General features: G+C 57.8%; 15 protein-coding genes. 11 read left to right on the top strand and 4 right to left on the bottom strand.

Annotated features, from left to right (window positions below; genetic code table 11):
- Nucleotides 1–13: 13 nt before the first annotated feature.
- Entirely contained in the window at nucleotides 14–289 is a 276-nt protein-coding gene (locus GT347_RS01320; protein ID WP_160550267.1) for a hypothetical protein, read from the bottom strand.
- A 686-nt stretch (nucleotides 290–975) separates the two neighbouring features.
- On the opposite strand from GT347_RS01320, the gene GT347_RS01315 reads away from it, so the two are divergent.
- Nucleotides 976–1,800: a rolling circle replication-associated protein gene (locus GT347_RS01315; RefSeq protein ID WP_160550266.1), complete on the top strand. Its 825-nt coding sequence runs from the start codon at nucleotides 976–978 to the stop codon at nucleotides 1,798–1,800.
- Nucleotides 1,801–1,925: 125 nt separating this feature from the next.
- Here GT347_RS01315 and GT347_RS01310 read toward each other — a convergent pair whose 3' ends face one another.
- Nucleotides 1,926–3,446, bottom strand: coding sequence for an AAA family ATPase (locus GT347_RS01310; protein ID WP_160550265.1), 1,521 nt, complete (start codon nucleotides 3,444–3,446; stop codon nucleotides 1,926–1,928).
- A gap of 165 nt (nucleotides 3,447–3,611) precedes the next feature.
- Here GT347_RS01310 and GT347_RS01305 point away from each other — a divergent pair, with 165 nt between their 5' ends.
- The 4 genes from GT347_RS01305 to GT347_RS01290 all read left to right on the top strand — a co-directional run bounded on the left by GT347_RS01305 (nucleotide 3,612) and on the right by GT347_RS01290 (nucleotide 7,512).
- Nucleotides 3,612–4,205 (top strand): recombinase family protein, encoded by a 594-nt coding sequence (locus tag GT347_RS01305; RefSeq protein ID WP_160555168.1) that lies wholly within the window; start codon nucleotides 3,612–3,614, stop codon nucleotides 4,203–4,205.
- A gap of 288 nt (nucleotides 4,206–4,493) precedes the next feature.
- Nucleotides 4,494–4,958 carry a response regulator gene (locus tag GT347_RS01300; protein WP_160550264.1) on the top strand — a complete coding sequence of 155 codons (465 nt, stop codon included), beginning with the start codon at nucleotides 4,494–4,496 and terminating at the stop codon, nucleotides 4,956–4,958.
- Complete coding sequence (locus tag GT347_RS01295; RefSeq protein ID WP_160550263.1) at nucleotides 4,955–6,367, top strand: ATPase domain-containing protein; 1,413 nt, start codon at nucleotides 4,955–4,957, stop codon at nucleotides 6,365–6,367. Before GT347_RS01300 ends, GT347_RS01295 begins: the two co-directional genes overlap by 4 nt.
- Complete coding sequence (locus tag GT347_RS01290) at nucleotides 6,367–7,512, top strand: GAF domain-containing sensor histidine kinase (RefSeq protein WP_160550262.1); 1,146 nt, start codon at nucleotides 6,367–6,369, stop codon at nucleotides 7,510–7,512. The genes GT347_RS01295 and GT347_RS01290 overlap by 1 nt, the downstream gene beginning before the upstream one ends.
- Before the next feature lie 121 nt (nucleotides 7,513–7,633).
- Here GT347_RS01290 and GT347_RS01285 read toward each other — a convergent pair whose 3' ends face one another.
- Both GT347_RS01285 and GT347_RS01280 read right to left on the bottom strand, forming a co-directional pair.
- Nucleotides 7,634–8,287, bottom strand: a complete 654-nt coding sequence (locus tag GT347_RS01285; protein WP_229722597.1) for an SOS response-associated peptidase — start codon at nucleotides 8,285–8,287, stop codon at nucleotides 7,634–7,636.
- Nucleotides 8,288–8,349: 62 nt separating this feature from the next.
- On the bottom strand, nucleotides 8,350–8,658 hold the full coding sequence (locus GT347_RS01280; RefSeq protein ID WP_195812382.1) for a hypothetical protein: 309 nt from the start codon (nucleotides 8,656–8,658) through the stop codon (nucleotides 8,350–8,352).
- A gap of 58 nt (nucleotides 8,659–8,716) precedes the next feature.
- Here GT347_RS01280 and GT347_RS01275 point away from each other — a divergent pair, with 58 nt between their 5' ends.
- From GT347_RS01275 to GT347_RS01250, 6 genes are all read left to right on the top strand, one after another.
- Nucleotides 8,717–9,025: a hypothetical protein gene (locus GT347_RS01275; RefSeq protein WP_160550260.1), complete on the top strand. Its 309-nt coding sequence runs from the start codon at nucleotides 8,717–8,719 to the stop codon at nucleotides 9,023–9,025.
- Nucleotides 9,026–9,368: 343 nt separating this feature from the next.
- Nucleotides 9,369–9,698: a hypothetical protein gene (locus GT347_RS01270; protein WP_160550259.1), complete on the top strand. Its 330-nt coding sequence runs from the start codon at nucleotides 9,369–9,371 to the stop codon at nucleotides 9,696–9,698.
- 421 nt (nucleotides 9,699–10,119) lie between these two features.
- Nucleotides 10,120–10,710, top strand: coding sequence for a recombinase family protein (locus tag GT347_RS01265; RefSeq protein WP_160550258.1), 591 nt, complete (start codon nucleotides 10,120–10,122; stop codon nucleotides 10,708–10,710).
- Between the two features lie 462 nt (nucleotides 10,711–11,172).
- A complete protein-coding gene (locus GT347_RS01260) occupies nucleotides 11,173–11,481 on the top strand; it encodes a hypothetical protein (RefSeq protein ID WP_160550257.1) in 309 nt (102 codons plus the stop codon).
- A 284-nt stretch (nucleotides 11,482–11,765) separates the two neighbouring features.
- Entirely contained in the window at nucleotides 11,766–12,971 is a 1,206-nt protein-coding gene (locus GT347_RS01255; protein WP_160550256.1) for a helix-turn-helix transcriptional regulator, read from the top strand.
- A gap of 81 nt (nucleotides 12,972–13,052) precedes the next feature.
- A complete protein-coding gene (locus tag GT347_RS01250; RefSeq protein WP_160550255.1) occupies nucleotides 13,053–13,460 on the top strand; it encodes a GFA family protein in 408 nt (135 codons plus the stop codon).
- Nucleotides 13,461–13,614 lie beyond the last annotated feature (154 nt).

Raw genomic sequence — 13,614 nt, 5'->3', positions numbered from 1 at the left:
GCGCCGCACGGGGCTACGTCGCCCACGCCAGCCCCAGGCACGCGCTCCGCACGGCCTGGGCCAACTGCTGCGCTGCCCGCCGCGCCTGGACGAACCAGGCCGGCACCGGCGGCACCACCGGATAGGCGATCCGCCCGGCCCGCGCGAACGCCGCCGCCCGCAGCCGCCGGATCTCGCGCAAGCGCCGCTGCGTCGGCCGCGCCAGGGCCCACACCAGCCGCCGCCCGAAATTCAACACCAGCTGCAACGCCAGGGCCTGCGGATAGCGGCGGTAGTTACTGGCAATCATCGTGACCTCCTGCGAGAAAGAACATCCTCTCGCTTGGGTCTCTCGAGCGTCGCGGAGACGGGCCCCCAGCGGGGGCGGTGGGGGAGAGCGCTCGCGCACCAAGAATCGGCCGAGCGCCTGCCGGCCGAACAAAAAGAAATCCCCCCAAGTGCCCCTCACAACGTGCGGGGTCTTGGGGGGATTTCGTTCGGCTGGCAGGCGCTCGGCCGATTCACCGCACAGGCCGGCGTGTAGCGGATGGCGTGACACCAAGGGAGCGCAGCGGACGACTGGCGCGACAGCTGCGTTCGCCGGCCGGCTTGAAGGCCAGAGCGGTGGTGCACAGCCTGCCGGTCTGCCGGCCGCGCGGGCGCAGCGGAGCAATGCCGGCCTGGACGCGCTCTTGCGCGGCCGGGCAGGCGAGCGAAGCGAGCCTAGATTTATCACTAGGACACTTCAGAACAAGCGACCCGCGGCAGCTGCTCAGGCCTCGCGAATCGCAACCAGCCTAAGTCTTCCGGCCCAGGCAGTCAGCGAAGCCTTCAGCCTTTTGGCTGTCAGAAAAAGTGAAGCCCGCACGTGCAGCAACACGTCGGGCTTCGGGACCCACAGCGGAAAGGACGCTGTAAGTGATACTGATCATAGATCCTAGGACGGGAAAGTCGATAGTCCCTGGGGCCACGGTCCGCACTGGTGCCGTCGCCTATATGCGAAAAAGAGCGGATACCTGCGAACTCCGCGCCTTTGACCTGGGCCACGGTCAACTCGAGGCCGTGTGCACCCACCAGACCTACCTGCAGGAATTGGACTGGACCTTGGACCAGATGCAGGACCATCTGGACATGGTCGCGGCCGACAAGGAAGACCGCGCCGAAGAGATTCATGAAGCGAACCTGCTGAGATCTGCCAGGCGCGCCAAAAGCGAGGTCCGACGCCTGTGCAAGGCGCTCGGGGCGGACATCCTCCTCACGCTCACCTACCGGCAAAACCAACAAGACCGTGAGTTATGCAAGAAGCATGTGAAGGAGTTTGCTCGACGCATGCGCAAGGCCCTGGGCGGCGAGTTCCGAGCCATAGCAGGGTTTGAAAGGCAAAAGCGAGGCGCCTACCATGTCCACTTGGCAACGGTGCGTTTGCCGTTCTGGATGTCTCGAAAGGATGGTGTCGTGGTTCGCAGCTACGACCTGATCAGGTCGATCTGGCGCAGCGTGACCAAGGAGTGGGGTGGCAACATAGATGTACAGAGGCGCAAGCGCTACGCTCATAAGTCACCTGCGGCTATCGCTGCCTACATCGCTTTCTACATCACAAAGGAGTTCTTGGATGGCAAACGGTGGTCAAACCGTTATGCAAGCTATGGCGACGTCAACGCCCCAGCGCCGCTGCTGATGGGCATCTATCCCTGCATGTACGCAGCGCTGTTGGATGCGTTTGCTTTGGTTCTTGATCACCAGATGGTGAAGGACGCTTTCCTTCACCGCTTCCAAGACTTTTTCTTTCTTACTGCCGAATCGAAAAATCGACAGCGGTAGGTTGGTCTTGCGCTTTATTTCGTCGTGACACGGTTTGATATCAAAAATGTCGGGGGATTTATGTCGTTGTTGACGCACTGCACAGTATCTTATGGAGTGCAGTGCGCGCCAATTGTGACTGCTGTTTAATGTGTAATCAATGGATTGATTAGCGCTTTAACTATTCCTTTGTTGGCTGTGTAGTAGTGCTGTGTAAAACACCCGTATAGCAGCTTTGTGAGATCTGCATCTGACCTATTTGTTGCATGTTTTAGGTCTTTAATAATGCTATCAACGATGCGTTTTGCGGCTTTTCTTTTTGCGGCCGAGTCAGCTGGGAGGGCTTCAAACGTTGCTGGATTCACGCGTAGTTGATTGTTATGAAGCGCAAGCCTTAATTCGTCTTGCGCGGTGCGGCTTTCGGATATTAGAAACTCCACTAAGGCCACTTCTGGAGTCCAGGGAAGGTATTTTATTTTATCTTTGTGTGCTTGAAACTCGGCTAGCATCGCATGATTTTGTTGTGTCTTCCATTGTGCCACAGTGTCAGATTGAACGTCGCCGTCTAGAAGTGCGTGTGCCAATGTCCGATTTGGCAAAAGTGCTTTGCTTCTAGGTAAATACCTGACCACACTCATGAAGGTTCCAATAGGTACAACGTGGCAAGTGGGTCGTAAGTAGGGTTGAGGGAATTTTTCCGCTAAACAAAGCTCTAGAAATGCTTCAACCACGTAAGCTGCCGCAACGTCTTCAACGTAAATAACAGCATCTGCGGAGTTCTCCTCTTCGAATGCAATGGCCCCCAACGCGTAGGTTGGGTAGCAACCTGCGATGCAAACAATTTCTTTCGGATTGCCTGCTGTGGGCTCCAAAACTAAAAGCTGATTGCGTTGAGCTCGCTTAAGCAAGGTTACTGAATGCGTTGAAAAAAGAATTGTTAGCTGTTTTGATTGCGCCATCTGTTCTAAATATTGGAGCAGATTCGCTTGGGCCATCGGATGCAATGCTAATTCAAGCTCGTCAATTAATACGAGGGCTTGGTTTGGACATCCTTCGATTTCCCGTACCAATTTAAGGACGCATAGCTCGCCCAAACTGAAACTTCGTTCGCTGCTAAACATCAATCGGCCTTTTGGGCCACTTGCACCAGTAGGTAAGAGAAATGCGACAGCCCCACCTCGCGACGTTAGTTTAAGTTGACGAAGATCATTAAATTTTTTCGTATTGAGGATCGTATTTGCTGCGATCTTAATGGCGGGGGCGACAGGGAGGGCTTTAGATGCTTGTAAGTTTTGAGGCGTTGGGGTTATGCGCTCTGCTGTTGCGCCTATATATATGACTTTTGGGTATCCCAAGCTAGTTACTAGGTTCGATTGTGACCTAGGGCGGGGGACCCACCGCTCGCCGGCATAAGCATAAACAACGGTGGATCCGTTGATTTCATATTCGACTTCGGCGCCTGCTAATGAGTCTAGAACTTGCGATTGCTGAGCGCTCGAGAAATGTCTAGCGAAAGCGTTAGGGTTTCCTATTCGCCGCAGGCAAGCTAAAACTGAAGTCTTCCCTGCGCCGTTCGCTCCGGTCAAAAGATAAACACCTTTGGGCGGTATTTCAAATTCGAGTTTGCCAATATGACGTAAATTGCGAATTATAAACTTTGCAGTCACCGTAAACCTTTGATGCTGGGTTGTGTCCCAATGTGTCAACTGGGCTCAAGCGTGTTTATAAACGAACGCTTGTGGACACCCCACGCTGGCCTGCCCGAAGAGTAGCCCTTGCCCGCCTTCGAACAGCGCGAGAGACTGGACGTCCTTTTCCGACACCCTTCAGCCATGTCGCGTGTCTTCGCCTACTGCCGAGTCAGCACCGGGGATCAGTCTGTCGAACCGCAGGTGATGGAAATTGCCGCCTCCGGCTTCGATGTGGCAGCACGAAGGATCCACAGCGAAACCGTCTCTGGCAGTGTGCCGGCATCGGAGCGCCCCGGCTTCGTTCGGCTCATGGATAAGTTGGAAGAGGGCGACGTCCTCGTTGTGACCAAACTGGACCGCCTCGGCCGCAACGCGATGGACGTGCGAGCCTCCGTCGAGACCCTGACCAGGCTTGGTGTGCGCGTGCACTGTTTGGCGCTTGGCGGAATCGATCTGACCAGCTCCGCCGGAAAAATGACGATGGGCGTCATTGCCGCCGTTGCGGAGTTCGAACGCGATTTGTTGGTCGAAAGGACACAGGCCGGTCTGGCCCGAGTGAAGGCCGAAGGAAGGGCCCTGGGTCGCCCGCCGAAACTGAGCCAAACAAATGCTGCATACGCGCGTGAAAAGTTGGCTGCTGGTGTATCCGTAGCTCAGGTCGCCCGCGAACTTGGGATCAGTCGGCAAACCGTCATGCGAGCGCGCGATGACCCAAAATTTCGAACGTCTGCGTGAACACGATGCGCTGCGCAAAGTTGACCTGTGATTTGGCCGCGTTGAGCTGCCTCGCAAATGCCGCCTCGGGTTGCCTGTTCACCGGTAGAACCAGCCTAAGGGAGGGGTTTGGAGCTTGCGCGGGTGACGGCGGCAAAACCTTTTTGTTACGCCGGTTCATGCTTATGGAGAGGGGGCGTGCGCCGTCGGTTAGGATGTTTCGCGCCGTCTACGGCGGCTATGTGACTCGGACTTCCAAGCGCCTTGCCCAGACGGTTTATCCCCACTTTTAGGAAAAACTTGGGCCTCATGGCGAATGAAACGACCGCGGACAAAGAGCTGTTCGCCGGCGTCAAATCCATCAGCGCTGACGCCGTGCCGGCGCTCATGACTGAGCTGCTTGTTCTCGTCGTCGAGCGAGATCCCCACGTGAGGGAGTTGGAAGCGCATTTCCTTGAACAGGCAGGATTTCAGGTCGCCTTCGCTTCAGATGGCAAGGAGGCTCTCGCCCAGGCGCGCGAACGCATCCCTTACATCCTGATCACCGAAGTGCTGGTGCCGAAGCTAGATGGCCTTGCGCTTTGCCGGCTGCTCAAGCAGGACCCTCGCACTCAAGACATCAGCGTTCTCGTTTTCAGCATCCTGGCAGCGAACAGTCGTGCACTGGAAGCAGGCGCGGACGCATTTCTCAAGAAACCTTTGGCCGAACAGCGGTTGATCACCACCGTGAAGTCGCTCATCAAAAATAGACCCCGAAAGGCCAGCGCCCCATGAGTTCCTTCCCCGCAGCCGACGAGGCGTCGGTCGAGCAGAAGTCGCTCACTCGCCTGCCCACAGGCAATGCTGAACTTGACACCATCTTGTTCGGCGGTTTCCCCGCGCACTCCATCAACATCCTGATGGGCGAGCCCGGCAGCGGCAAGACCATCCTGGCTGAACGCCTCATGTTCGCCAATGCTGAAGATGAAGGGCGACCTGTTCTTTTTTTCACGACCTTGTCCGAGCCGGTGGACAAGGTGGTTCGATATCTCCAGCAGTTCCGCTTTTATGACGAAAGCAAGCTGGGCACGGTCATCCAGTACAGCTCCATCGGTCAGCAGCTGGCCGAGCAAGGCGTTGGTGCCCTCGTCGACATCATTAAAGAAGCCATCATCGACCTCCAGCCGCAAATTATCGTAATCGACTCGTTCAAGGCCATCCACGACCTGTCGACCTCGGTGCCAGAGATGCGCAAGATGCTCTACGAAGTCGCTGGTTTGTTGACGGCCTACGAGACCACGGCATTTTTTGTCGGCGAATACAGCGCAGACCAGATTTCGACCTATCCGGAATTTGCGGTTGCCGACAGCATGATCGAGCTGGCACGGAACAAACATGGCACCCGCGATGAGCGTTTCCTGCGCGTCCTCAAGCTTCGCGGCAGTGCCTACCTCGAAGGCCTGCATGGCTTTCGCATCACGGATGATGGTTTGGTCGTCTATCCACGCCTGGTGAGTCCCGCAACTCCGCCAGCCTACGACCTTCTGACCGAACGGGTTCCGACCGGCGTGAATGGGCTTGATGCGTTGCTCGACGGCGGCCTTCGCCGTGGACGCTCCACCTTCGTCCTGGGACAGACTGGCGCTGGCAAGACGACTCTGGCCATGCAATTTGCCATTGAGGGCATCCGCAGGGGCGAACCCTCGATGTACGTGTCTTTCGAGGAAAACCCGACTCAGCTCGAGGTCCAGTTGGCTGCCTTCGGCCTGGACGCCGGGCAAGCGCACGAACAAGGGCTGAACATCCTGTATGTCTCGCCGGTCGAGCTGCAGATCGACAGCATCGTTGCGACCGTCTACAGCACGGTAAAAAAATCGGGCGTCAAGCGCATCGCCATCGACGCGGTCGGCGACCTCATGATGGCCACGACCGATACCCAACGGCTGCACAGCTATCTGTATGCCTTGGCGCAGCATTTCGCCGTTGAAGGCGTTTCGAGCGTGTTTACCTATGAGACCGTTGGAAAAGACCTCTTCACCGAAACCAGGATGAGCGCCTTGGCGGACAACATCCTGCTGCTGAGCATCCAGTTCGAAGGGCGGCGTGCTCAGCGCACCTTGCGCATCGTGAAGGCGCGAGGCATTGCCCATGACCTTGACGAGCACGAGCTGACCATCACCGCCAGTGGCATCGAGGTCGGCTGATGCCTCTTGGGTCGATCCATCAGGACAAGCGCGCCCAGCAGCTGCGAAAGCTCACGGAAATCAGCCGTGCGCTGACTTACGCGGTATCGCTGGGTGAGGTGCTCGACCTGACGGTGCGCAGGGCTGCGGAGCTGCTGGAGTCTCAGCGATCCATTTTGATGCTGACGGGTGACGACGGTGTTCTGTCAGTACGGGCGTCGCATGGTCTGGATACAGCCAAACTGGGCAGCTTTCATGAACCGCTGCACGAAACGCTTATCACCCGACTGGAAGCGCTACTCCTCGCAGGACCCGATGAACACTTCCTCGGCGTTCCCTTGGTTGCCGGTGGCGATGTGACGGGCCTGCTGGCTGTAGCAAAGCCCAGCGGTTTGGAAGACCAGGAAGACGACGAGTGGCTTTTGTCGGCATTGGCAGACCAGGCGGCCGTGGCACTGGAAAAATCGCGCCTGGACGAGACGGCCGAGTTTCGTGAACGCCTCATCGGCATTGTGAGCCACGACCTGCGTAATCCGGTGGCGGTCATCATGATGGCGGCGGCCGTACTGTCCCGATGGGAGCAGATGGAGCCAGCGGCCATCAACAAGTTGATATCGCGCATTCAAAATTCCGGCAAGCGCGTGACCGACATGATTCGCGACCTCCTCGATTTCACCCAAGCCCGGCTTGGCAGCGGAATACCGATCGGTCGCAAGCGAACAGAGCTCCACAGCCTCGTCCGACAGGTCGTTGAGGAAATGGAAATTGCTCACCCCGAGCGCAGCTTCTCCTTGCAGCACCTGGGAAATGGGCGTGGTGAATGGGATGCTGACCGTTTGGCGCAGGTAATCGGAAACCTGCTGTCGAATGCCGTGGCATACAGCCCGCCCGATTCAGTCGTTCGACTTACAACGGATGGGACTTCGGAAGGCTTCGTCACGCTCGTGATAGAAAACATGGGAAAAGCAATTCCCGGCGAGTTGCTGCCCCATCTTTTTGAGCCCATGCGCCGTGCGTCAGCAGACCTCACGAATATGCATCGAAGCGTCGGGCTGGGGTTGTATATCGTCAAGCATATTGTCGATGCGCACGGCGGTGTGGTGACAGTCAGTTCAAGCGACGCCATGGGCACGGCTGTGCGTGTTCAACTGCCGCGTAATGTTTAAGCCAGTCGTCCGTACCTCGTTTTGATGTTTGAGCCAATGGCGGGGTTGGTTAATTACGAACAGTCTTGTTACTTGCACGGTTCTTAATCGGAGATCCTTGCTTGATATCGAAAATGTGAAGTTAGGTTTTGTCGGCGCTTTTGGCGAACAGTCGATCTGCCGGAAATTGCCGCATGAAATCCATGCTCCGGTCCGCCGGCGCATCAAGCCAGGCGTCGTAAAGCCTGCGCGGCAATATCGCCACCATCCGTTTGTCCTGCAGATCCGCAGGCTTTGTGGGGTCGGGCCGATGCAGCTCCTTGAAGATCGGATGCACGTCCGCATTGAGCGTCAGCATCGTGAAGCTGTACGCCCAGCCGCCATCGCCGACCGGCCGCCGCTCGTACAGCCCCGCGATTCCCATCAGCTCGCCGTCGCTGCGCGCGATCCGCGTTGGCATTGCCTTGCCGCTCCGCCAGTCCGGCTCATAGATAGCCTCGGCCGGAATGATGCAATGCTGTGCGTGCCGCCATGCATCCCGAAACGCCGGTTTTTCCGCCGCCGTTTCCGAGCGGGCGTTGTAAGTCCGCTTGGCCATCCCATCGTCTTTCGACCAGGCCGGAATCAGCCCGAAATTCCCCGCCAGTACCTCCAGCGGCGGCACCGCCTCATCGCCGGAGTCGATCTCGGCCGGTCGGCGAATGAACGGCCCGACGTATCCCGGCCACATGTCCGGCTTGTCCCATGCGCCTGGAATCGCCGCGCTGGGGAAGCCTGACTGCAGCAGCTGCCGCAAGGGCGCTTCGTAATGACTGCACATGGGCCCCATTGTGCTGTCCGCACGAGGGGTAATTCCTGCTACCGATGCGTCGGTCTCCGCCATTCGATCCGCGGCGAGCCGGCCCGGGTGTCCACCCGCAGCGGCCAAGACTTCCGATGCGGTGCAACCCAGTACCGCCAGGCTCCTTGAACCCAGATCCCGGTGTAGATCACGCATCCCACTCCGATCCCCCAGTCACCCGACAGCCACACGCTGTAGAACCAGAACGGCTGGGACACCAGCCCCACCACGCAGGCCCAGCGCTGCCGGCGTTCGTTGCCCGGCTGCTGCGTGAGCCACACGGCCAGCGGGCTGAGGAGGGCGATGGCGAGTTGTTCGATACGCATTGCTCCATTCTGCCAAGACACTGTATATTTGCACAGTACTATTTTTGGAGATGCTGCCATGTCCGATACCGTCATTGAGTCCCCCTACGTCGTCAGCCTCGAGGGCGGCGACTTCCTCCCCCCGGCCGAACGCATCCGCGCCGAAGCTCGCTATTCCGGCACCTTGCAGAAGGCCCTGGGCGGCGCTGACCAGGTCGTCGCGGCCTATCGGGCTTTCCAGTCCGCAACCGAGTCGGACGAACCGCCACAGGGCGACATCGCCGCCCTCGCGACTGCCTGGCAGCGAGCCTGCAACCTGGCTCAGCAGGCCGGCATGCGTGATCTCGGCGAAGGCATGGGAGCTTATTTCGAAATCCGCCTCGTCTGAACTCTTCGGCTGGTGATCCGTGTTTTGTGTCGTCTATCGAAAGTGCCATTGGGGCTCGCCGCTTCTCAAGTCGGAAGTGCGCGACAGGGCGCGAAGCGGCGTGCTTTCCTTCTATGCCCGCGTACGCCGCTCTGGCCGCAATGAAGTCATGTTGGCAACCCTGTGCACGCCAACGCATGAATATGTGATCCCCTGCCTCGACTTCGCCAGGATCGAGAAGATCGACTCCGGTGGCTTGCTTCTCACCGGCCAGGAACTGGTTCCGCGCGATCTCAGCTTGAAATCGCGTTCAGCGGACCACTATCCTCAGAGTTGGTGGTGTGTCCCGCGGTTGGAGCCATAGATGCGGATGCACGTCTACCGCCTGAGGCACGCCGGAACGCCCATCCCCGAGGAGCGACGGCGATACCTCAAGCCCGCCTATGGCGAGCTGACCATCGAAATGTCCACGGAGCACTGGGCGCAGCTGGTGCTGATCGCAAGGCTCTGCGTAGGAGGCAAGGATGTCATTCCGCAACTGGAATACGCCAGGCTCACGCGCATCCGCCGAGGCATGTTGCTTAAAGGCTCCGAGCCTGGGCGCAAGAGTCTCGATCAGACCTGGCTATGCACCACCGAGCCCATTCTCCCGTTCGAGTGGGAAGGCCACGTGCACGGCCCGTATTACACGTGAGCCACAGCAAAAAGCGTTCTCCTATTCAACGCGTGCAGCCGTGAAGTTTTGAAGGGAGAAGCAATCGTCACGACCCTTACTGAGCGTGATTAATGGCTGTTTTGCGTGTCTCCTGTTGCGTTTGAATACGCCGGAAAAATCGTTCCAGCCATTTCTGGCGAAATCTGAATTTGGCAAATCGTACAAATTTTGCTGCGAAATCAATGGATTGGCGAAAATCCATAGGGTGTTGGATCGCAAACCACCCATAACGCGTTCCCGCTACTTAACCTTCGCTTTAATCGCAAAAATGCAGTCGCTAGCGTGATGCATCTCGCCCTGATATGGCTGAATGCAATTTCGGAACTAAACAAAAGATTACGCGCAACTAGTTTGCTTCTTCCGTTATGGTCCGTCCGGATCAAACCAGGAGGTAATGGAAATGGCGACGATCGGTTATGCAAGAGTGTCTACACGCGAGCAAGAAACGCATTTGCAGCTGGATGCATTGCGACTTGCGGGATGCAGCGTGATCTTTGAGGAAAAAGCCAGCGGTGCAAGCCAGCGCGGCCGGCCGGAATTGGCGCGATGTATCGGCAGCCTGCAGCGAGGAGACACGGTAGTTGTCTACAAGATCGACAGGATGGCGCGCAGCCTGTCCGACCTGCTCGACATACTGCGCCGCATCGAGCGGGCGGGCGCCACTATCAAGAGCGTGACCGAGCCGCTGGACACGACAAACAGCATGGGCATGTTCGTGGTTCAGATCCTCGGCGCCGTCGCCCAGCTGGAGCGCGCAATCATCCGGGAGCGGTCTATTGCCGGCCAGATGGCTGCCCGCGCACGCGGCAAGTTTCCCGGCCGTATCTGCGAGCTCTCACGAGAAGATGAGCAAGCCGCAGTTGCGGCGTATTTGTCCGGAGGCACGACCTACAACATTATCGGAAGGCGATTCGGGGTCTCTTCTTCCGTGGTCAAGAGGGCCGTCTATCGAGCTAGAGACAAAAGGCGAAAGCAGGGTGGTTGCGAGTGACTGGACTTCGTCCGCTTGGGCTGCTGCCTGGTGCGCGAACGGTGACCGGCAGATCTGCAGCGAAGAATCGTGCTTTCGGCCGCCTGTTGTTGGCCGGCAGGGCTCCACAACGTTGTTCGCGGACGCGGTGGGGCTTGCTTCGCTCAGATCATGGTTGGCAGTCCTTGAGGTCGCCGCCATGCTGGGGCGAGGGCCTTCTTCCCTTGCGGGGTTCGTCGGGTACCGTGCGCCGCGGCAGTCCTTGTGATAGTGTTCTACCCATGTTGAAACGCCAACTTGCTCTTCACACGTCAGACGTTGACGGTGAGACCTTGCCTGCCGTGCGTCGGCGGGTCGGGCCTTCGCAGCCTGTCGCTCGTCTCAACAGCCGGCTGCACGCCTCGCTCATTGCTGCAGGCACGGCCCAGGCCTCGACTTATGAGTCGGCCATGGCCAGCCTCGAAAAGGTGCTTCGCAAGCGCGGTGATTAAGTTCGATGTCGAGCAAGACCCGGCGTTTCTCGAAACCCTCGCGGATCTTGGCAGGCCTGTCGCCCAGGCGGTACTCCACAACCTCTTCCATGTAGCTGCACAGCTCGAGTGGACTGAATTCGCCGAGTTGTACGACTGGCAAGTCCATGAGCGTGAGCCGATCGACACCTACCCCGGCGCCGTCGATTACTACAGATTCACGGTTCAGCTGCCAGCCGGCCTGCGACCCCCCGACGACCTGGTCGATGTCTTTTGCCTGCTCTACCCCGACGTACTAGTGATCTGCGCAGTCGCGCAATAAGAGCCGCGCGTGAGGCCGGAATCTTCCGTTTCCGCCAGTTTGAAACCCCATCAGCTTGACCGCTGGCGGGGTTTTCTGCTTTGTGGGCCTCTCCGGGGTAGGGAAGGCCGCGAGCATGGTGAGGAAGCCTTCGACGGGCCGTACGGTGGCTTCCCGGCATAGGCTGCCGGCGCTGCGAGACGGTTGATGAGGTGGTTACATGTATTTACCATCGAGGTCTTCCATTTCCCGTTCACGGGCATTCCTCCTCGTTGTGCCAGTCCCGCATTGAAACTGGAAAATTCATGTCCTCGCTTAGATTTTCTGAGTACGACAAGCTGATCCATCGCATCTACGATGCGGCTTTGGCGCCCACAAACTGGCCTGTGGTGCTGGAAGAGCTTGCCACGATGCTGAAGGCGAGCCATGGATTGCTGTATACGCCGATGCACGCGCCGAGCCACGGTGGACTATTGTTTCCACATAACCTGCCGCAAAAAGCGCTTGATTTATGGGCTGTGCAAAGCCCGGCCGAAGATCCTTTTGTCGCAGAAGCTTCGGCGCGCCGAATGTTTGACGGCGTTGAAGGTACTGTCATACGCGGTTCTGAACTGGTGCCCTTCGAGAAAATATCGAATACGAAGTTCTATCGGCTATTGTGGGAGCCGATAGGAATAGGAAAGGTCTGCTCCGGTCTGGTTTTCAATAGCAGCGACGCTCACAAAATTCCGACGGTGCTGGCCCTTTACCGCCGGCCATCGGATCCGGATTTCGACGATGAGACGGTCGGATTGATGAAGGGATTGTTGGCGCATATTTCCCGCTCCTTGGGGGTGATGTTTCATTTGCGTGACAGCCAATTGCAAGCCGCCACCACTCTGGCGGCAATCAATCGGCTGCCGGCTGCAGTCATGCTGTTGGATAAACATCATTATCTGAAATTTACCAATCTCGCGGCGCAAAAATTCCTGGCGAAGGGCGATCCCGTTTCCGTGGAATACGCCGGGCCTGACACCCAGAGAATAGTTCTGCCGCCGCGCCTGGACAGTTACTCTGCGCGATTTCAGGAATATTTGGCCGGCACTTTGAAAACATCGATGTCGGATGCTGCCGAGCACTTTTCCAATTCCTTGTTCCTTCCCGGCGACGCCGGTGCGCCAGGGTGTGTCTTGCACGCGGCACCATTTTTTGGGCAAAGCGCTTTTGAAGGGCGCACGAATCAAGACACCGCGACGACCATCGTCATTGCTTACGATTTCACGGATGCCGGCACTGTCGACCCCGACGTGTTGTGCCGAACATTTGGAACGACGCCTGCGGAAGCTTGCGCGGCAATCGAATGCCTGAGGGGCGGGTCTTATTCAAAAATGGCCGAGCGTCTAGGTATTTCGCAGAATACGTTGAAAAATCAGCTGAAGGCGGTTTATGCAAAAACGGGCACGAAGCGTCAGACCGATTTGCTGAAGCTGCTGCTCGCTTTGGCCATCAAGGACGAAAAAGCGGAACATTGAAAACCTGAAGCACGGGCTCTCACGGATGGTGCCGAGAGTGCTTCTACGGCAGCATCGGATCCTCATATCGGGACATGAAAAATGAAAGTTGATGGTCAATGCCACTGCGGTGCGATTGCGTATGAAGCGGAAGTTCAGCCTGGAAGCCTCACGGTCTGTCATTGCGCAGACTGCCAGACTCAGTCGGGTTCCGCGTTTCGGGCGAACATCTCTGCGCCTGCCGCCTCCTTTTGCCTGATTCGGGGCATGCCGCGTACGTATGTCAAAACCGCAGCCAGTGGCTCGAGGCGCGTACTGGCGTTCTGTGAGAATTGCGGCAGTCCGCTCTATGCCTGCGCAGTCGAGAATCCGGCGGCTTACTCGTTGCGCACCGGAACGATCCGGCAGCGAAATGAACTTGGCAACCCTGGTCGGGAGATCTGGACCAAGCGCAGGCTTGCTTGGGTGCATTTGCCTGAAGGTACCGCAGCTTGCGAGGGGCAGCCTTAGCGACCCTTTCAGATTGAAAAAGCGCCAAGCCGCAACCGCGAATTGGCGCACCGGGCAAACGAGATAGCGCCCAACATATGAGGGCCTCGTTGATTTGAAATTGCTGTGCTAGTGCGCACTTTCTATTTTGGCCTGATTGGACACGGGTTCAATA

The organism is Xylophilus rhododendri (assembly GCF_009906855.1).
GTDB classification, from domain to species: domain Bacteria; phylum Pseudomonadota; class Gammaproteobacteria; order Burkholderiales; family Burkholderiaceae_C; genus Xylophilus; species Xylophilus rhododendri.
Note: the sequence above shows the minus strand (reverse complement) of the source record. Positions and strands in the feature narration are given on the sequence as shown.